The organism is Bradyrhizobium sp. sBnM-33, from assembly GCF_032917945.1.
Classification (GTDB): domain Bacteria; phylum Pseudomonadota; class Alphaproteobacteria; order Rhizobiales; family Xanthobacteraceae; genus Bradyrhizobium.
In genome coordinates this window covers 8,218,252-8,237,859 of sequence record NZ_CP136624.1, presented here as the reverse complement: position 1 = coordinate 8,237,859, position 19,608 = coordinate 8,218,252, and the positions used below count along the sequence as shown (strand labels likewise).

Genomic DNA, 19,608 nt, shown 5'->3' with positions numbered 1-19,608 from the left:
CTTCGCCTGCCTCACGCTGTGGTGCCCGGCGAAGCTCTCGGCGTAGCCGGGACCCGGCAATCCATCCTGCTTCGAATGAATCGTGTTGTCCGCTGGCGCGGACGATGGCTACGCGGGTCAAGCCCGCGTATGACAACTGTGTTCGTGGTTAGGCCGCCGGCTTCGGCAACCGTGCCGTGATCCGCTCGGGCAAGCGCCGCTGGACGAACAGTATCCTGACCTCGGCGACGCTAAGGTAGCGCGCTTCGCCTTCGCCCTTGCCGAGGATTTTCAGCAGGACCGGCCATTCGCCCTTCATCAGGATCGGGAAGTACCAGCGCGCCGCATCGTTGCGCTTGATATTGTCTGCCATGAAGGCCTCGATTTCTTTCGCTGTCAGCCCGATCTCGATGCCTCCAGCGGGATCTTTGCAGTCCTTGCCGAAGCTGGCGAGCCGTTCGATTTGGTCTTCATGGACGTTTGCTTCGGCGTCGAGGATGCGTGAACCGCCGCCATGCTTGTCGAGCGGCCCGTCGCGCAGCTCGTCGAGCACGGCACCAGACCTTGCGCTCTTGAAAACGCGCAGCGGTCGGAGGCCGTTGGCAATGATGGCGATCATCGAGGCTTTCAGCCGCACCTTCTTTTGGGCAGAACCGGTTTCGCCGCTTGCCAATCCGATCATTTCGGAGAGTTGCGAGAGCGGCACGACATGGCCGCCGACATAGCCATTGGCGACCAATGCGCGCAGAAACGGGCAGGGATTGTTGGGCGAAACGGGAATCTGTCCAATGGGGCTATCTGACATGGCTTCAATCTCAAAGGCGCAAAGTATGGAAACGGTCCGCCTTCAATGCGATGCGGATGACGATCTTGAAAAAGAAAATTGGCGGCACGCTACTTCAGGGTGTACGCAAGTTTTGGCGGAATTCGACGCCGTGTCAATCGACCAGCTTACACACGCTCAGGAATCTGCGGCGAGCTTTGGCGAGGATTCGACGAGCATCAATTTGCTGAAAGGGATGCCGGCCTTCAAAAGTCCGTCGCGGAAATGAGCGATGTCGGCCGGGACCTTCCAGTTAAAATTCCGCAAAAATCGCTCTACGGTCAGCGTCGGATAGTTGCCGAGCAGGACCTCAGTAGCGTCGGCTGCTTCGGCGGTTCGTCCCAACTGGGCAAGCGCAGCCACCCGTATCGCGAGCGCCTGCAGATGATTGGGATTTGCGTATAGAGCCTCGCGGGCCCATGACAGCGAGGCGTCGTATTGACCGAGAAGATAGTGGCTGAATGCGTTGAACGCCGCAAACTGGTATCGGGGGTCGCTGTTACCGCGCTGTGCTGCCATCGTAAACAATTCGACGGCGGCCCGGTGTTCGCCGATGTAGAGATGACACGCGCCGAGCACGCCACGGGCGCCCATGTCGTAGGGGTTGAGCCCGACCGCCCGCTTGGCGGCATCCATCGCTGCCTCGTAGTGCCCTTCCAGTGCATGCAGATAGGCGAGAATCTGAAACGCAAAGGACGAACGAGGATCGAGCCGGACGCTGCTCTCCGCAAGACTCATCGCGGTATCCCACACTTCGCGCGTGCCCTTGATCCACCCGAAATGGATGGCCTGGGTCTGGATGGTGGCGAGATAGGCACGCGCGATCGATAGCGTCGGATCGAGCGCGATGGCTTCCTTGAACAACCCGATCGCGATCTCGAAATCCGTCTTGGTCTGCAGGTAGTAGTGCGACAGCCCCTTCAGGAATCGATCCCAGGCCGTGATGTCGTTCGACGAGGAGCGGGGCGGGGCGGACGCCTCCGCCCGGTAGATCTCGGCCGCGATCGCCGCCGACAGGCTGGTGGTGAGCTCGTCCTGCATCGCGAACAGGTCGCCCATATCGCGGTCGAATCGGCCGGTCCACAATTGCTCGCCGGTTTCAGGGGCGATCAACTCGGCCGTGACGCGGATCTTGTTGGCGGCGCGGCGCACCGAGCCCTGAATCAGGTAGGTGGCGTCGATCTCGCGCGCGATCAGGCGCGTGCTCACGTTCTTGCTCTTGAACGAGAACGTCGAGTTCCGGCTCAGCACCCGATAGAACGACTGCAGCGAAAGCGCGTGGATCAGGTCCTCGGTCAGCCCGTCAGAAAAATACTCGTCAGCGCTCTCGCTCAAATTCGCGAATGGGAGCACGCCCACGATCGCGGTGCGATACTGGGCAGGCAGATTCGTGGCCGATGTCTCGGACGCGGCTTTACGGGCCGGGCCGCTATCGACACCCCCAGGCTGCCAGGTCCAGACATGGATCGGCTCCTCGATATTCTTGAACCGGTAGGGACCGGCATCGACGAATGTGACGCTGAGGCGTTTGCCGGCCTCATGACAGGCCTTGCCCGAAACCGCCACGCCGCCGGGAGCGGCAACCGATTCGAGGCGGACCGCGATGTTGACGTCGTCGCCGAACACCTCGTCCTCGTCGGCCATCACGTCACCCATGTGGATGCCCATGCGAAACTGCATGGCGCGATCGGCGGGCAGGTGCTCGTTGCGCTCCGCCATCACCATCTGCATCGCGACCGCGGCCTCGATGGCGCCGACGATAGAGGGAAATTCCAGCAGGAAGCCGTCGCCGGTATTCTTCACCAGGCGGCCGCCGTGATTGAGGATGATCGGATAGATCGCGCTTCGATGGGCCTTGAACGTGGCGTGCGTCCCCGCCTCGTCGGCCCCCATCATTCGGGAATAGCCGGCGACGTCAGCGCAGACGATGGCTGCCAGGCGTCTTTCCATATCCCCACTATATCCCCAACGGCACCGGAATGGGCAGGATAACCACTACGCGGTCGGCCAACCAATTCCAATGTTTATAAAAATTTGCGCAATCTGGTGGAAGCCTGATTTGCTCATGATAGTACTGCAATCCCTCAAGGATTGGCATGCGCGCAATTGGGCCGAGGGGGCGCCCAAGAGGAACCGTCAAACGATGATAGAGACGCTCGGCATTCACCAACTCTGGCTCTTCATCCTCTCAGGACTGCTGCTCAATATCACCCCGGGGCCGGACACGGCCTATATTATCGGCCGCAGCATCCAGTTCGGATGGCGCGGCGGCGCGGCGGCGGCGACCGGGATCAGCGCCGGCTGCCTCGTTCACGTGCTCGGTGCCGCCATCGGCCTCTCGGCGCTGTTGATGGCGTCATCCGCGGCCTTTGCGGTCCTGAAATGGGTCGGGGCCGCCTATCTGCTGTTTACGGGTGTCCAGATGCTGCTGTCGCGTTCGCGCCCGCTGGCGGAGACGGCCGTGGCAGGCAACGAGACCTCGCTTGCCCGCGTGTTCTGGCAGGGCGCCCTGACCAATGTGCTCAATCCGAAGGTGGCGCTGTTTTTTCTGGCGTTCCTGCCGCAATTCGTGGCGGCGGAGTCTGCCCACAAGACGCTGGCCTTCCTGGTGCTCGGCCTGATCTTCATCACCAGCGGCACGTTGTGGTGCTTTTGCATCGCCGCCTTCGCAGCCCGGGCCGCGGGCCGGATCCGGCAATCGGCCGGCGCGGTAGCCTGGATCAACCGGGCGCTCGGCGGGCTGTTCGTCTATCTCGGCATCCGCGTGGCGATGCTGGAGGCGCGCTGATGCTTCAGCCGTGGATTGTCACGAAGGCGCTGCCGGCAAGGTAGAGGCCGAGCAAGATCATGGCGATCAGGAACCAGCGGCGGAACACGTCCGGCTGCATGCGATTCCGCACCGCTTGTCCGATGAACATGCCGGCAAAGGACGCCACCATCGCGACTGCGCCGGGCAGCGCGGTTGCCGCCGTTAGCAGGCCCGCGGTGGTGAGATTGAAGGCGAGCGCCACCGTGGCGACGGTAAAGAACACGCCGAGCGCCTGCACCAGCTCGTCCTTCTCCATGCCGATCGCCTGCAGATAAGGCATCGACGGAATCACTTGAACGCCGGTCGCGGCCGACACCACGCCGGTGATCAGGCCTACGATGCCGCCGATCCATTTCTCGTCGCGGCGCGCAACCTTGAAGTGGAGCTTGCTGAGGCCGAGGATCGCGTAGATCACCAGCAATGTGCCGAGAACGACGGTGCCATAGGGCGCATAAGGGCCGGTCAATAGCCCCGCGTTCAGCCAGATACCGGCGACGGTACCGGCCATCAGCGGCCACAGCCGCCGCATGATGTCGCGCAAATACGGGCCGCCGAAGGTTTGCCAGATATTGGTGACGATCGCCGGCACGATCACGATCGCAATCGCCTGCGCCGGCGGCATTGTCACCGCAAGCAGGCCCATCGATACCGTCGGCAGGCCGAGCCCGATCACGCCCTTGATGAAGCCGGCCAGCAGGAAGGCCGCGGCGATGAGAACGAGCAGGGAATCGACCATGGGTCGGACCTTGACCCATTGGCGCATCGGGCACAATCTGGAGATTACGGAGACAGCCTTCGGATTGGCCGAAGGCTAGCAGCTCCCTCCGTCATTACGAGGAGCGAAGCGACGAAGCAATCCATCTATCCGTATGCCGCGCGATGGATTGCTTCGCTCCGCTCGCAATGACGGCTTGGCTGCAGGTCGCCCCTGCCAGGAACCCCGATGCGTTTTGATCTGGTCGATCTTCAGCTCTTTGTCGCCGTGGCCGAGACGCGTAGCATCACCAATGGCGCGCAACGGGTCCATCTCGCGCTGGCGTCGGCGAGCGAGCGGATCAAGGGCCTGGAAGAGGCGCTTGGCGTTTCGCTGCTCGCGCGCGGCCGCCGCGGCGTCGAATTGACGCCGGCCGGCGAAAGCCTGCTCGACCATGCCAGAATAGTGCTTCACAACATCGACACCATGCGCGGCGATCTCGCCGACTTTGCCCGCGGCATGAAGGCCACCGTCCGCTTCCTCGCCAATACGTCGGGGCTTTCGGAATATCTGCCGAAGACGTTGGCGGCCTTTCTGGCTGCACATCCTCACATTTCGATCGATGTCGAGGAACGCGAAAGCAGCGACATTGCCCGCGCTATCGTCATCGGTGCCGCCGATCTCGGGCTTGCGGCTGAACACGCGCTTGCAGACAACATCGAGCGGATGCCGTTCAGCGAAGATCGATTGGTGCTGGTTGCCGCACGGAACGACGAATTGGCTAATCGGCGGCAGGTTGATTTCGCCGAAGTTGTGAAGCGCGATTTCGTCGGCCTGATCAGCTCGATCGCGCTGCACGCCCATATCAGCGGACACGCCGCGCGTCTCGGGGCGCGGCTGCGCTTTCGTGCGCGGCTGAACAGTTTCGATGCGATTGGCCAGATGGTCGCCGCCGGCATCGGGATTGGCGTGATGCCTGAAGTCGCGGCAAAGCGATGCGCGCGATCGATGAAGATCAATGTCATCAGGATCAGGGACTCCTGGGCCAATCGGCGGCTCGTGATCTGCGCCCGGAGCTTTCGGGCGCTGCCCAAGCCCGCGCAGCAATTGGCCGAGCACCTCCGCAAATCTGCGCCACGTTGAACATGTGAGGGAGCGCGAATGCTGAAGGTCTGGGAAGGCCCGGCGTTACTTGCCGATGGCGAGGCCGGCAGCCTTGATGACGCGCGCCCACTTTTGGGCCTCGGTTCCGATGTAGTCGCGAAAATGCCCCGGCGTGTTGCCGGCGACCGTCAGGCCTTGATCTGCAAGCTTCTGCTTCACCTGCGGATCATTCATCGCCTCGTTGGCGACGCGGTTCACGGTGGCGACAATCGCCCCGGGCACTCCGGCCGGCGCGATCATGCCGTACCAGTTTTCGATCAGGAGATCCGGCATGCCGACCTCCGCAGTGGTCGGCACCTCAGGTGAGGTGGGCGCACGGTTCGGAGCGCCAAGCGCAATCGGGCGCAGGCTGCCTGACTTGATGTGCGGCAATAATACCGGCAGATCGAGGAACGTCATCTGCACCTGCTGGCCGAGCAGATCGTTGATGGCGGGCGCAGCGCCCCGGTAGGGCACGTGCACGATGTCGATTCCGGCCGTCTGCTTGAGCAGTTCACCGGCAAGGTGTGGCATGCCGCCGACACCGGCGGAAGCAAAATTGAGTTTCCCGGGCTGTGCCTTGGCGAGCGCGATCAGCTCCTTCATATCGCTGGCGGGCACGTTGCTGGCGACGACCAGCATCTCCGGCACTGTCGTCACCAGCGTGACCGGCGTGAAGTCCTTTGCCACGTCGTAGGGCACCTTTTCCATCGCCGGGTTGATGACCAGCGCGCTCGCGCTCACGATTCCGATGGTGTAGCCGTCGGGGGCTGCTTTTGCGATCGCATCGGTGCCGAGCACGCCGGCCTGGCCGCCGCGATTGTCGATCACGACCGGCTGCTTTGTGATTTCTGACATGCGCTGGCCGACCAGCCGCGCAATGATGTCGTTGGGGCCGCCGGCCGGGAACGGCACGATCAGCTTGATCGGTTTGCTCGGAAAATCCTGCGCTGCCGCGACGGCTGGAAGCAGCACGGACAATCCGGTGAGAAGCACGCGAAGAGCCTTCAAGAAAGCCTCCGGTCACTTGTCATGGCCGGGCCTGCACGAAGCGCGATCTCGCCAGATGTCCCGGTTATTCAGTCTTTACACAGCCACAAGCAGGGATGCGGCTGTCCGCGCCGTGATGCTCACTTCGTCGTCACGACTCCCGCGTCCTTGATCACCTTCGCCCACTTCTTGGATTCGCTGTCGATGAAGCCGCGGAAATGCTCCGGCGTGTTGCCGACCAGCGTCGCGCCCTGGGCCGCGAGCTTTTCCTTTACGGTCGGATCGGCCATCGCTTCGGTCGTGATCTTGTGCAAGGCCGCGACGACTGCCGGCGGGGTGGCCGCGGGCGCCACCATGCCGTACCAGTTCTCGATGATCAGGCCGGGCATCCCGGCTTCCGCAGTGGTCGGCACCTCCATCGCAGTCGGCGCCCGCTGGGGCGCGCCAACCGCGATCGGCCGCAAGCTGCCTGCCTTGATCTGCGGCAACAGCACCGGCAGGTCGAGGAACGTCATCTGCACCTGCTGGCCGAGCAGGTCGTTCACCGCTGGCGCCGCGCCGCGGTACGGCACGTGGACGATGTCGATGTTGGCCGTCAGCTTGAACAATTCGCCCGCCAGATGCAGTAGGCTGCCGGGACCGGAAGAGGCGAAATTCAATTTCCCCGGCTGCGCCTTGGCGAGCGCGATCAGTTCTTTCATGTCCTTGGCGGGGACGTTGGTCGCAACCACCAGCATCTCGGGCACGGTGGCAACCAGCGTTACCGGCGCGAAATCCTTCAGCGTATCGTAGGCGACCTTTTCCAGACTCGGGCTGATGGCAAGCGCGCCCGCGCTCGAAATCGCGATGGTGTAACCGTCGGGCGCGGCCTTTGCGACCGCGTCGGTGCCGAGCACGCCGCCCTGGCCGCCGCGGTTGTCGATCAGCACCGGCTGCTTTGTAATCTCGGACATGCGCTGGCCGATCACGCGCGCGATAATGTCGTTGGGGCCGCCGGCTGGGAATGGAACGATCAGCTTGATCGGCTTTGCGGGAAAGTCCTGCGCCGAGGCTGGCGCTGGCAACAATAGCAGCACCAATCCAGCAAGCAGCTTGCTCGGCAGTCTCATGAATGCTCCCCGATGGCGCATCTGTTGTGCGCGTTGGCGGGCATCGTACGCGATAAACTGTTCTATGCAAGGTGCCGTCAGTTGCGGCGGAAGCCGAGTCTCGTCAGAGCAGGAGTTCGTCCGTACGTGCGAGCCTGACCGATCGCTGCGTGATCAAGTGGCTCCAGACCCAGTTGTGGTGACGAATGACGCTCGCCGCGTCGAGATGGGGCCGGTCGTTCACAGTATGGCCGTCGGTCACCACCACAACGTCGTAGTGGTTCGAAACGGCCGATCGGACCGTTGCATCGACGCAAAGATCGGTTGCCCACCCCGTGATGAGGATCCGGTCGGGCGCGATTTCCTTCAGGCGCGCCGCGAGATCGGTCCCGACGAAGGGATCGTTCAGGGTCTTGCGAATGACGATGTCGGCAGCCGCGCGATTCAGCTCCGGCAGAAGCGCCCAGCCCGACGTATCAGGCACGAAATCGTCTTCCGCGCCACTGCAATGCTGCACGAAAATCACCAGGCCTGAACGTTCGCGGATGCTGGCGGCGAGCCGGTTGATGCGCTCGATGATGCCGCTCAGATCGTGCTTCGGTTTCCCATTGAGAAGCCCGACCTGCATATCGACAACGATCAATGCGTCCATCGGGGTCCGGGGTCCTGTGCTCCTAGCCGTTCAGCAACTTCAGCGTGGCCTCGTGCACCCGGGCGTCGCCGGCGGCGACGATGCGGCCGCCGCTCTGGGCGGGTCCGCCCTCCCAATTGGTGACGACGCCGCCGGCGCCGGTGACGATCGGGATTAATGCCGCGATGTCATAGGGCTTGAGTTCGGTCTCGACGACGAGGTCGAGATGGCCGGCCGCCAGCATGCAGTAGGAATAGCAGTCGCCGCCATAGCGCGACAGCTTCACCGCATGTTCGACCCGGCCGAAGATATCGCGGTCGGCGGCGTTCATCAGCAGCGGACTGGTCGTGAAGGAGGTGGCCTCGTTCAGCGACCCGCAGCGGCGCACCGTCAGCCTGCGCTCGCCCGATGGCCCGGAATAATGCGCTGAGCCGCTATCGCCGGAAAACCGCTCGCCGATATAGGGCTGGTGCATCATCCCGAACACCGGCGTGCCCTTGTGCAACAGCGCGATCAGGGTGCCCCAGATCGGAAATCCCGCGATGAAGGATTTGGTGCCGTCGATCGGATCGAGCACCCAGACATAGTCGGCATCCTCGCGCTCGTTGCCGAATTCCTCGCCGACGATGCCGTGCTGGGGGAAATTGGCCTTGATCAGGCGGCGCATGACCGCCTCAGCCGCGCGGTCGGCCTCGGTGACCGGATCGAAATCGCTGGCGCTCTTGTTGTCGATCGAAAGTGAGGTCCGGAAGAACGGCAAGATGGTCTCGCCCGAAGCGGTAGCAAGGCGCCCGATAAACGCTGTAAAATCGATAACCGTCACGGCTGTCCTTTACCGCATTGGAAAATGCCGTCTCTTGCCTAGCCCAATCCGGGCTGCCGCGCATCGCCAACGGCACGTTATTCCCATTCGTCTTGTGAACGGACTTTCGAATCGGCTTTCGAAAAGGCTTCGTTTCAGGCGTGGATTTTTGGTTAGCGCGGCCATCACGAAGTCGCGAGTTTTGGCATACCAGCACTGCAGTAAGCACGGAACTCACGCCATCTGAGTTGCAAGTACCTGATATTGTTTAACTAAAAGGCCAGATGCGCCGGTGTTGCCGATTCGTCAGACTGACCTGGTTTGCACCGGAAGAGATCCGAAAACACTTGCCTTTTGTGCAGCGCGGCCGCATATTGCTGCGGTGCGGTAGCGCCTCGCGCTATCGCTGCCCTCCTTGGGCGTTTCCTCCCTAGACTTGGGCCGCTTGTTCATTCAAGCGGCCCTTTTTTCTTTTGAAGCTGTCCGCCATTCCGGGGTGATGCGCAGCATCGAACTATGGTGCGCAATTGCGCATCTGAGAATCTCGAGATTCCGGATCACCGCTGCGCGACGTCCGGAATGACGGCCAGCTCTACTCCGCCGCTGCCTGGAACGGGCCGAGATCGCCGAGCGGCACCTGCGCCAGCGCGTCCGCCAACATCGCGAAATCAGTGACCACCTGGGCAAAGCGCGGGCTGCGCTCCCTGCGCCGCTCATCCATGTAGATCGCGCGGTTGAGTTCGAGCTGCACAGTGTGCAGGCCGCTCGCAGGGTTGCCGTAGTGCTCGGTAATGAAGCCGCCGGCGTAGGGTTTGTTGCGGCCGATCGAATAGCCGAGACCGCTCATGATGTGCTCGACGACATCGGGCAAAAGGCTCGCGCAACTGGTGCCGTAGCGATCGCCGATCACGATATCCGGCCGCCGCGGCTCGTCTCTGGACACGCCGACCGACGGCATCGAGTGGCAATCGACCAGGATCACGGTCCCGAACGCCTGATGGGCCTTGTTGATCAGCCGGCGCAGCGCGCGGTGGTACGGCTTGTAGAGCGCCTCGATCCGCCCCAGCGCATCATCGACGGAAAGCCGCTCGCGATAGATTTCCTGCCCGTCGCCGACCACGCGCGGGATGGTGCCGAGGCCGCCGGCCACCCGCATCGAGCGGGTATTGGCAAAGCTCGGCAGGCGGCCGGTGAACATCCGTGGATCGAGTTCATAGGGCTCGCGATTCACGTCGACATAGGAGCGGGGGAAATTGACCCGCACCGTCGGAAAACCCTGGTCGCTCAGGCCACCGATCAATTCGTCCATGAACGAATCCTCGGACCGGCGCAGCGCGGCGAGGTCGATCCGGGAGGCGTTGAGGAATTCGGACGGATAGACCGACCCGGAATGGGGCGAGTTGAAGATGATCGGCGCCCGCCAGTGCTGCGGCTCCACGATCTCGAAGGGAGGCGACAGTTCGCCATCAAACTGGGTCATCGTCGGGCGCTGTCCCTTGAATGTCCGCATTTCCCTTCGGCCGGTCGCTGATGCGACCGATTCTGCCGGAGGGCAGGGGCTGTAAGGATGCATTGTCCGTAATCGTAATCATTCTGCCAAGCGAAAAAAGCCACCGTTCTCCTGGAAGGTGTTGTAAACGCCTGAAAAGCGCCGCCTTGATCGATCCTGATGCGCGCCGCTACAGAAATAGCGTCGCCCGCTGCCGCCAAGAAGCCGTTACCTTTCACCCGAAATTTACCCTCTGTCGGGCTTAGTGGGCGCAATGATCCTCCAAGCCAGGTTCGACGACTGACCGCCATGCACAAGATCCTCCTCGCCGAAGACGACAACGACATGCGACGTTTCCTGGTCAAGGCGCTGGAAAACGCCGGGTTTCAGGTCTCGCCTCACGACAACGGCATGTCGGCCTATCAGCGCCTGCGTGAGGAGCCGTTCGAGATGCTGCTGACCGATATCGTGATGCCCGAAATGGACGGCATCGAGCTGGCGCGCCGCGCCTCGGAACTCGACCCCGACATCAAGATCATGTTCATCACCGGCTTTGCCGCGGTCGCCCTGAATTCCGATTCGGAGGCACCCAAGAACGCCAAGGTGCTGGCCAAGCCCGTTCACCTCCGCGAACTGGTCAGCGAAGTGAACAAGATGCTGGCGGCCTGATTCGGCGGCTATTTCGTTCGAAAAGGCACCAGAAATTAGTCCCGAGCATCCTTGCCCGGGCGCTTTGGAGCCGATATACGGACCCCACCCAATACGAATAAAGCTGGAGCGGGATGACAGGTCATCCCATTCTGGGGCGCGTAGCTCAGCGGGAGAGCACTACCTTGACATGGTAGGGGTCACAGGTTCGATCCCTGTCGCGCCCACCAGCCTTCGCTTGCTTCGCAAGCTACGGCTAGGCAAGCCACATTCTTCTCTATCGTAGCGAAGCAAGCGAAGGCTGCCTCGCCGAAGCCACTTGGCGAAGGCGGGCTGCGGCCGCGAACTACAGACGGCAGCATCAAGACCTCGTCCACCGCGATTTGATCCCGGCGAACCTCACGCCGGTAACCCCGCCTTGAGCAGGCCGGCCTCATGACGCGCGCGGTCCGCCTCGTGCTTGTAGTGCTGGGTGGCGAGATAGCCGGCCACCGAGAAACCCGGCTCGAGCCTCATGACCTCTGCGGCATGGGCGGAGGCCGCAACGGCGTCGCCCATCTGTGCGAAGATGGCGGCCAAGAAAGCGTGATGGGTGAAGTCGGGCCGCGTGATCCGCGCGAAGGCCTCGGCGGCTTCCGCAAATTTCTCCGCGCAATAATACGCGCGACCGAGGTGGTTCCAGAAGCGCTCGGGGTGGAACGGGTTGAGGCGCATCGCCTTCTTGATCCAGTCGATCCCTTCTTCCGGCCGCCCCAGCCAGGTCAGAAACTCGCCCTGTTGCACCACGACCAGATCGTAGTTGGGATTGAGTGCGAGCGCCCGCTCCTGATGGTAGGCGGCCCTGTCGTGATCGTCGCGCGTCAAGTTAACCGCGGCCAGGATGCGGTGAACGTCGCTGTCATTATCATCGAGCGCCAGCGCGATCTGCAACTCGGCAGCCACGTGCTGGAAGGTGACGTCGCGATCTTCGCACCATCCATAGATCCAGGTTTGGCCCAGCACGCACGCCTTCCAGGCATGGGCGTGCGCATAATTCGGATCGAGCGCGATGGCGCGGTCGAGCAGGGCCTGCGCCTCGGCGTTGGCTTCGCGCTGTGAGCGGTGGTGCAGCACCTTGGCAGCCAGCACGCACTCGTAGGCCGCCATGTTGTCGGTCCGCTTGCGCTTCGCGCGTTCGTGCGTGGCGGCCTCGACGCGGCCGGGAAGGGTGGCCACGATTGCCCCGGTCACTTCGTCCTGAATGGCGAAGATGTCCTCCAGCTTGCGGTCATATCGTTCCGCCCAGACGTGCCGGTCGGTTTGCGCGTCGATCAGCTGCACGGTGACGCGAACGCGATCGCCGACCTTGCGCACGCTACCCTCGAGCACGTATTCGACGTCGAGCTCGCGTGCGACCTCCTGCACCTTTACCGCTTTGCCCTTGTGCACGAAGGTCGAGTTGCGCGAGATGACGAGAAGGTCGCGGAAGCGCGACAACTCGGTGATGATGTCCTCGGTGAGGCCGTCCGCAAAGAATTCCTGTTCGGGATCGCCGCTCATATTGACCAGCGGCAGCACGGCGATCGACGGCTTTCGGGTCGTGGCCGTCGCTGCCGTACCGTCCTTGCCGCTTGCCGCGGCCTCAGCCGCATCCGGTTCTAACCGCACTCGAAAGACGTGGATCGGGCGGGTGATATTCTTGAGGTTCTGATTGCCGAGATCCTCAAAGGCGATGTCGTCGATCCGGTCGCCGACTTGATCGCGCACTGCGCCCGAGACGCAGATCCCGCCCGGCTCCGCGAGCACTTCGAGACGGGCCGCGACGTTGACGCCGTCGCCGAAAATGTCGTTCTCCTCGATAAGGATGTCGCCCAGATTGATACCGATGCGGAACTGGATCCATCGTGCCGGCGATACGTCGGCATTGCGCCGCGCCATCCGGCGCTGGATCTCGGCGGCGCATGACACCGCGTCAACGACGCTGTGGAACTCCACCAGCATGCCGTCGCCGGTGGTCTTGATGATGCGGCCACGGTTCTTGGCAATCGAGGGATCGATCAGCTCGAGCCGATGGGTCTTGAGACGCGCAAGTGTCCCCGCCTCGTCGACCTCCATCAGCCGGCTGTAGCCGACCATGTCGGCGGCAAGGACTGCAGCGAGTCTTCGCTCGGGTCCGGGCGCTTCCATTTTCGCCTCGCTGACGGGCACTCTAGCAGATTTGCCGCGCCGGCCAAGATTGCGCAGCGGGTGCCCCGATCCGACCACGGTCCGGAACGCTAGTTTAGATTGCAGCGACGTGACGCAAAATGTGAAGTTTCACGCCTGATGACGCGGCAGCGCCAGCAGCGCGGTGAGGATCGCAGGCGCATTGAGCACCGCGAACTTCTCGCGCTGGCTCAGAAACCCCGCCGCCTCCTCGAAAGTTTCGGCATCTTCGATTTTTGCGCGCGCGATCGCGAGATGCGGATCGACGTCGCCGCGCTTCCGCGGCCTTTGTCCGGAGAGGTTGTTCAGGTGTGCTTCGAGCAGGCGAGCATCGTCAAGCAATTCGCGCAGCGGGCAGGCGAGCGACGAATGCGGCGCGCTCGCGAGCTCATTGGCGCGCGCCAGCACCGGCGGCGGCGCCGTCTGCTCGGGGGTTTTGAACAATCCGGACCTGCGGTTCGCACCCGACGATGACGACAGCATCGCGATCGGAATGGAAAGCAACAGCCCGAGGATCACCGGCGTCATCCACAGCAGCAACGACAGCGACACGGCATAGGCGCTGATGGCCATGGCGATGCCAATCAATGTCGGCACTGAATAGGTGCTGAGGATGTCACGCTGCGCGACCGCGCCATCGTCCCGGCGCTGAACCTGCCATCCTGCGTCGCGCCCGAACAGGATTCCGCCGACAGCGGACGACTGGAAGACCATCATGACAGGCGCGGTCAAACCGGAAAGGATTGTCTCGGCACCAATGCCGGCAAGCACCAGCGGACCGCCGCCGAACTTCCTGCGCGTGTCGCGATCGGCAAGAAGCACGATGAAAGCCAGCAGCTTCGGCACGATCAGCATTCCCATCGTGCCTGCAAATACCCATGCTGCAAGGACCGGATCCTGCGCCGGCCATTGCGGAAACAACGAGTAGCCTTTAGGAAAATATTCGGGCCGTACGAACTGCGCTTGCAACGAGACCAGGATTCCGAAAACAAGAAAGATCAACCAGAGCGGCGCGGTGAGATATGACCCGATCCCCGTCAGCAGATGAAGCCGCGAGACCCAGTGAAAGCCGCGGGTCGGCAGCAGCGCCAGATGCTGCAGATTGCCCTGGCACCAGCGACGGTCACGCGCGGCAAAATCCGAAAGCGTGGGCGGAGATTCTTCGTAACTGCCGCGGAGCGTCGGCGTCATATGGATGGCCCAGCCGCCGCGCCGCATCAGCGCCGCCTCGATGAAGTCGTGGCTCATGATGTGCCCGCCGAACGGCTTGCGTCCCCGGAGTTCGGGTAGCCCTGCATGTTGCGCAAAGGCGCGGACGCGAATGATGGCGTTGTGGCCCCAGTAATTGCCTTCCGAGCCATGCCACCATGCGATCCCGGCGGCCAGCATCGGACCGTACAAACGGCCTGCGAATTGCTGCCAGCGCGCGAAGAGCGATCTGGCATTGACGATGACCGGTAGCGTCTGAATCAGCGCGGCCTTCGGATGCGTCTCCATCGCGGCAACAAGCCGAACGATGCTGTCGCCGGTCATCAAGCTGTCGGCGTCCAGGATCAGCATGCATTCATACCTGGAGCCGAACCGCCTGACCCACTCCTCGATATTGCCCGACTTGCGCGCGGTGTTCTCAGGGCGGTGGCGATAGAAGATTGCGGCGGTTCTACCGACGTCCTGCCGAAGCTTGAGAAAACATTTTTCCTCGGCGATCCAGATCGCGGTATCTGTGGTGTCGCTCAGCACGAACCAGTCGAACTGCGCGCCGTGTCCGGTCTGGTCAACCGATTCATAGATCGCCTGCAATCGTGCCAGGACACGATGAGGGTCCTCATTATAGGTCGGCAGCAGCATCGCGGTGCGGCTGTGGATCGCGGGCAGGGGCGCGTTGGCGTCGATGCCGAGCTCATCCTTCCTTCTCATCAGCAGCACGAAGAAGCCGCAAAGCGCCGACATGAAGGAGAAGGCGATCCATGCAAACAGCAGCACGAACAGTGCAAGGATGATCGACTCCAGGACCGTGACACCGCCGACCCGGAGCACCCGGTACATCTCATAACAGCCTGACGCGGTCAGGATCGCGGTGCCCGTCAGAACGAAGGCGCGCCGGATCCACATCGGCGCAAAATCGGGCGCCGGTGGCGGATCGAATCGCCGCAAGGCCTGCACTGTCATGTCCGTCGGCGATTCCGGAGGAAGGAAATCGGTCAGCGGGATATCCCGATTCCCGGGCGCGCCGCCGGGTTTCGTCAAGGTGTCCATCGATAAACCCAGACCTCCGATACCGCCTCTTCGTTCTGCACGAGCGATGCGCGGAGTTCGACCGGGGTCTTTTCCTTCAATAACTCGAAGCTCAGTCGCCAGCCGCCCGTCGCCGGGTTTGGCTGGGTAACGATGTTCTGGATCTTCGCCTTCTCGGCCGTCACGACGCCGCGCAAGCTTTTCGGATCGACCGATTTCAGCCGCTCGCCGGTCACGTCGAGCACGAAAATCGTGGCGTTGTCGCCTCTCGCGCCGATGCCGGTTCGGGAAAATCGCGCGAGCGAGCTGGGCTTCGGCGCATCGTGCCCCCAGTGCAAACGATAGGTGTAGGTGTGCTCGCCCTTGGCCGGCAAGGCTGCTTTGGGGCGCCAGAACGATGCGATGTTGTCGTGAATCTCTTCCTTGGTCGGAATTTCGAGCAGCTTCACCTCGCCTTCGCCCCAATCGCCGATCGGCTCCGCCCACAGGCTCGGCCGGCGCTCGAAATTCGATTCCAGGTCCTGATAGGCGAAAAAATCCTTCTGCCGCTGCATCAGGCCGAAGCCGCGCGGATTGAGGTCGGCAAACGAAGAGACCTGAAGATCGCGCGGGTTGTGCAGCGGCCGCCAAAGCTCCTCGCCGCGGCCGTTGAATATCGCAAGTCCGTCTGAATCATGGACCGATGGGCGGAAGTCTTCGACGTCCTTGCGGTCATTCGGCCCAAAGAAGAACATGCTGGTCATCGGTGCGAGGCCGGCTTGTTGCAGTTCGACGCGCGGATAGATCGCCATTTCGACGTCGAACACGGTGGTGTCGCCGGGGCGGATGGTGAAACGGTAGGCCGCGGCGGCGCTCTCGCTGTCGAGCAACGCGTGCACAACGATGGAGTTGGCGCCCGGCGCCGGCTTTTCGATCCAGAACGTCTTGAAGAACGGGAATTCTTCGCCCTTGGCTTCGCCGGTGTTGATGGCGAGCCCCCGCGCCGAAAGGCCGTACAATTGCCCTTTGGCAACGGCGCGGAAATAGCTTGCGCCGAGAAACACGCAAACTTCGTCATAATAGTCGGGCTTGTTGATCGGCGCATGAAGCCGGAACCCGGCAAAGCCGAGATCGACTGCCGGACCAGGCGGCGCCAGATCGCCGAATGAAAACAGGTCGGGCCGGTAGGCGATTGGCGCCGCCTGGCCGCTTTTTACCTCGAAGATATCGACCCGGTTCTTGTAAAAAAATCCGCGATGAAAAAACTGCACCTCGAACGGCAATTTTTCGCCGCGCCACAGCGCGCGGTCCGGCAAGAATCGGATCGCCCGATAACGGTCGTAATTGATATTGGCGAGATTGTCGGGCAACTTCTCGCTTGGCGCCTTGTAGGGTTTGCTTGCGAGGTCGCGCGCCATTTGCCGTACGATGGATCGATCGAACGGCACAGGCTGGGCACGGGCGACGGACAAAAGCCCGGACGCGATGCCGGTTGCCAACGGTAACGTAGAAGCTGCGAGGAAATCCCTGCGATTCACGAAACAACCTCGCGGTTACTGACGCCGACCATCGGCAACGCAGCGCATACCGGACGGTTCCCGCGCCGGAATAGAACTGCCGTTTTTTCCCGGGTGCCTAAGATCTGATCACGAGCGCGCTAGCTTCGCAGCGTATGGCTTATCCGCGTGACCACGTCGTCCCACTGGCGTTTTTCGGAGACGGGATAATTGATCAGCACGCAGTTCAGGGTGCCGTTGCCGCGGTTGCAGCGGTTGTACCAGATCCGGTCCTTGCGAATACTGGACACAACAAAGAAATCAGGCGTGATCCGCTTGTAGCTGATGCTGGCAGGCGGCCGCATCTTGGCCAGGAACGTGGCGGGCGAATCGTTCCGGGGATTGGGAACGGACTGCACTGTCAGGTCGGCGCGGCGGTCATCGGTAAAAAAGCGCCGTCCTGTGCCGCCTTCCGGCGGTCCGGCGTCGACGGTGAAGATCGAGACCGGCATGTCGACGCTGGTCCCGGTGCTCGCGATCACATATCGGCGCCACTCGGTGACGCCGGCAAAGGCTAGAGTTGGAACGAAGCTCAAAGCGACGATGGCAGCGCAAAGGTGCGGCACACGCATGGAACGGCCTCCGATCGATTCGATATAATCGAATCGATCGACGTTCGTTCCAGCCGCGATAGCGTCGTTAGCGCGCAGCCTCGCCCGCAATATGTTTACCCGCGATGTAGCCAAACGTCAGCGCGGGGCCGAGCGTGATGCCGGCGCCGGGATAGTTGCCGCCCATGATGCTCGCCATGTCGTTGCCGGCGGCATAGAGGCCCGGGATCGGTTGGCCGTGTTCGTCGAGCGCGCGGGCATACGCGTCGGTCTTGATACCGGCATAGGTGCCGAGATCGCCGATCACCAGCTTGATCGCATAAAACGGTCCGTTGTTGATCGGCGCGACGCAGGGATTCGGCCCGTGCAGCGCATCGCCCTGGTAGCGGTTATAGGCGCGCGATCCCTTGCCGAAGGCGGGATCGCGGCCTTCCGCGGCCGAGGCGTTGAACTCGGCGACCGTTGCCTCGAGCCCTTGTCGATCGATGCCGGTTCTGTCGGCCAGTTCAGCCAGCGTTGCACCGCGCTTGAGGTAACCGGTAGCGAGATGATGACGAAGCGGCATCGGAAACGGAGGCACGCAACCAAGGCCGTATTTTCGCAGCGCGCGGTGATCGCACACAAGGAACGCGGTGATCTCCTCGCCTGGTTTTGCCGCCTTCACCATCGCCTGCACGAAGTCATGATAGGAATTTCCTTCATTGGCAAAGCGCCTGCCGTCGCGCATCACCGCGATGACGCCGGGTTTGGCGCGGTCGATGAAATGCGGCATCACGCCCTTGGAGCCGTCCTTGCGCTCGGTGATGGAGACTGGCACCCAGGCCGCTGCGTTCGGCAACGCATCTTCGATGCGCCCGCCGGCGGTCTCCGCCAGCCGCAATCCGTCGCCGGTGTTGCCGACCGGGCCCGGCGAAAAATGCTCGGCGCCGGTGGGCGCGTGCGGAAACATCATCTTGCGCCTCGCCGCATCGTGCGGAAAGCCGCCGCAGGCGAGCACCACGCCGCGCTTGGCGTTGACGCGGATCAGCTTTCCGTGGCGCTCGACGACCGCGCCGCGCACCGCGCCGTCCTCGACGATCAGTTCGTGAACCGGTGAGGACAGCCACAGCGGAATTTTCAGGTCAAACGCAGATTTCGCCAGCCGCCCGGCCAGCGCATTGCCGTTGGTCAATGTCATGCCGCGGCCGTGGCGCTTCACGTCCATCGCATGCTTCGACAAGCGTTTTGCGACATAGATCGCCGAAGTCAGCGACTTGGTCGCGCGCATGAAATGGACGATCTCCTTGCCCGACCCCAGCATCATGCCGAACACGGTGAGTTCGGGGAGGGGATTGCCGAGATCCTTGATATGCTCGCCCAGCTCGCGGCCATCGAACGGCAGCGTCACCATCGAGCGGCCGCCCTGCGCCCCGCCCGGGGCTTCGGCGTGGTAATCCGGAAAGGTCAGCGGCATGTCGAACTGTACCGCCGTCTTCGTCGTGAAAAAATCGACGGCCTTTGGCCCTTCGCTTAAGAACGCATCGATCCGCGCGGCATCGAAACTGTTGCCGGCTTCGTGGCGCAGGTAGGTTCGCGCTTGGTCCGGGCCTTCCTCGATGCCCCACGCTTTCGCCAGCGAGGTACCGGGAATCCACAGCCAGCCGCCGGAGCGAGCGGTCGTGCCGCCAAAACGCGGCTCCTTCTCGACGATGAGAACGTTGAGCCCGTGATGTCCCGCGGTGACCGCCGCCGACATCCCGGCACAGCCGGAGCCCACCACCAGCGCATCGCATTCGTAAGTCTCTTGTTCGTTGCCCGCCACGCGATCCGCCCTTGCTTGATGTTCTTGGGCGGGCATTTGGATGAGGAAAGATTTATCTGTCAATCGCGGGTCGTTTCCCTCCCTTCTCCCACAAGGGGAGAAGGGAGGGCAGTTCGCCGCGCCGCGCCGTGCATCCAGGGAAGGGCGGCCCCTCAAGTTAAGCGCTTGCCCCGACCGAGCATCGGCGGCACATTTGTCCGCGCGAC

Annotated in this window: 16 protein-coding genes and 1 tRNA gene; 4 read left to right on the top strand and 13 right to left on the bottom strand. The window is 62.6% G+C overall.

What is annotated here, in order from left to right; translation table 11 throughout:
* Positions 1 to 148: 148 nt before the first annotated feature.
* Together RX328_RS38680 and RX328_RS38675 are read right to left on the bottom strand one after the other, a co-directional pair.
* On the bottom strand, positions 149 to 784 hold the full coding sequence (locus RX328_RS38680) for a hypothetical protein (RefSeq protein WP_213247841.1): 636 nt from the start codon (positions 782 to 784) through the stop codon (positions 149 to 151).
* A 156-nt stretch (positions 785 to 940) separates the two neighbouring features.
* Complete coding sequence (locus RX328_RS38675; RefSeq protein WP_213247843.1) at positions 941 to 2,752, bottom strand: adenylate/guanylate cyclase domain-containing protein; 1,812 nt, start codon at positions 2,750 to 2,752, stop codon at positions 941 to 943.
* A gap of 193 nt (positions 2,753 to 2,945) precedes the next feature.
* Between RX328_RS38675 and RX328_RS38670 the strand changes: the two genes are divergently transcribed.
* Positions 2,946 to 3,590, top strand: a complete 645-nt coding sequence (locus tag RX328_RS38670; protein WP_213247845.1) for a LysE family translocator — start codon at positions 2,946 to 2,948, stop codon at positions 3,588 to 3,590.
* Positions 3,591 to 3,594: 4 nt separating this feature from the next.
* Here RX328_RS38670 and RX328_RS38665 read toward each other — a convergent pair whose 3' ends face one another.
* Positions 3,595 to 4,347, bottom strand: a complete 753-nt coding sequence (locus RX328_RS38665; protein WP_213247847.1) for a sulfite exporter TauE/SafE family protein — start codon at positions 4,345 to 4,347, stop codon at positions 3,595 to 3,597.
* A gap of 207 nt (positions 4,348 to 4,554) precedes the next feature.
* Between RX328_RS38665 and RX328_RS38660 the strand changes: the two genes are divergently transcribed.
* Positions 4,555 to 5,448, top strand: a complete 894-nt coding sequence (locus RX328_RS38660) for a LysR substrate-binding domain-containing protein (protein ID WP_213247849.1) — start codon at positions 4,555 to 4,557, stop codon at positions 5,446 to 5,448.
* Between the two features lie 45 nt (positions 5,449 to 5,493).
* On the opposite strand, the gene RX328_RS38655 is transcribed toward RX328_RS38660, so the two are convergent.
* The 5 genes from RX328_RS38655 to RX328_RS38635 form a co-directional block, all read right to left on the bottom strand.
* The gene (locus RX328_RS38655; RefSeq protein ID WP_213247851.1) at positions 5,494 to 6,459 is read right to left on the bottom strand and encodes a Bug family tripartite tricarboxylate transporter substrate binding protein; all 966 of its coding nucleotides are present in this window, start codon (positions 6,457 to 6,459) and stop codon (positions 5,494 to 5,496) included.
* 119 nt (positions 6,460 to 6,578) lie between these two features.
* Positions 6,579 to 7,547 (bottom strand): Bug family tripartite tricarboxylate transporter substrate binding protein, encoded by a 969-nt coding sequence (locus tag RX328_RS38650; RefSeq protein ID WP_213247853.1) that lies wholly within the window; start codon positions 7,545 to 7,547, stop codon positions 6,579 to 6,581.
* A 103-nt stretch (positions 7,548 to 7,650) separates the two neighbouring features.
* On the bottom strand, positions 7,651 to 8,178 hold the full coding sequence (locus RX328_RS38645) for an isochorismatase family protein (RefSeq protein WP_213247855.1): 528 nt from the start codon (positions 8,176 to 8,178) through the stop codon (positions 7,651 to 7,653).
* Between the two features lie 22 nt (positions 8,179 to 8,200).
* Entirely contained in the window at positions 8,201 to 8,980 is a 780-nt protein-coding gene (hisN, locus tag RX328_RS38640) for a histidinol-phosphatase (protein WP_213247857.1), read from the bottom strand.
* Positions 8,981 to 9,551: 571 nt separating this feature from the next.
* The gene (locus RX328_RS38635) at positions 9,552 to 10,439 is read right to left on the bottom strand and encodes an N-formylglutamate amidohydrolase (RefSeq protein WP_213247859.1); all 888 of its coding nucleotides are present in this window, start codon (positions 10,437 to 10,439) and stop codon (positions 9,552 to 9,554) included.
* A 318-nt stretch (positions 10,440 to 10,757) separates the two neighbouring features.
* On the opposite strand from RX328_RS38635, the gene cpdR reads away from it, so the two are divergent.
* Together cpdR and RX328_RS38625 are read left to right on the top strand one after the other, a co-directional pair.
* Positions 10,758 to 11,117, top strand: a complete 360-nt coding sequence (gene cpdR / locus RX328_RS38630; RefSeq protein WP_027539837.1) for a cell cycle two-component system response regulator CpdR — start codon at positions 10,758 to 10,760, stop codon at positions 11,115 to 11,117.
* 134 nt (positions 11,118 to 11,251) lie between these two features.
* Positions 11,252 to 11,326 (top strand) — tRNA-Val (locus tag RX328_RS38625).
* A 169-nt stretch (positions 11,327 to 11,495) separates the two neighbouring features.
* On the opposite strand, the gene RX328_RS38620 is transcribed toward RX328_RS38625, so the two are convergent.
* The 5 genes from RX328_RS38620 to RX328_RS38600 all read right to left on the bottom strand — a co-directional run bounded on the left by RX328_RS38620 (position 11,496) and on the right by RX328_RS38600 (position 19,336).
* A complete protein-coding gene (locus RX328_RS38620; protein WP_213247861.1) occupies positions 11,496 to 13,262 on the bottom strand; it encodes an adenylate/guanylate cyclase domain-containing protein in 1,767 nt (588 codons plus the stop codon).
* A gap of 129 nt (positions 13,263 to 13,391) precedes the next feature.
* Complete coding sequence (gene mdoH, locus RX328_RS38615; protein WP_213247863.1) at positions 13,392 to 15,536, bottom strand: glucans biosynthesis glucosyltransferase MdoH; 2,145 nt, start codon at positions 15,534 to 15,536, stop codon at positions 13,392 to 13,394.
* A complete protein-coding gene (locus RX328_RS38610) occupies positions 15,524 to 17,032 on the bottom strand; it encodes a glucan biosynthesis protein G (RefSeq protein WP_213247865.1) in 1,509 nt (502 codons plus the stop codon). The genes mdoH and RX328_RS38610 overlap by 13 nt, the downstream gene beginning before the upstream one ends.
* Positions 17,033 to 17,151: 119 nt before the next feature.
* Entirely contained in the window at positions 17,152 to 17,622 is a 471-nt protein-coding gene (locus RX328_RS38605) for a hypothetical protein (RefSeq protein ID WP_213247867.1), read from the bottom strand.
* Positions 17,623 to 17,689: 67 nt separating this feature from the next.
* A complete protein-coding gene (locus RX328_RS38600) occupies positions 17,690 to 19,336 on the bottom strand; it encodes an FAD-dependent oxidoreductase (RefSeq protein WP_410734085.1) in 1,647 nt (548 codons plus the stop codon).
* Positions 19,337 to 19,608 lie beyond the last annotated feature (272 nt).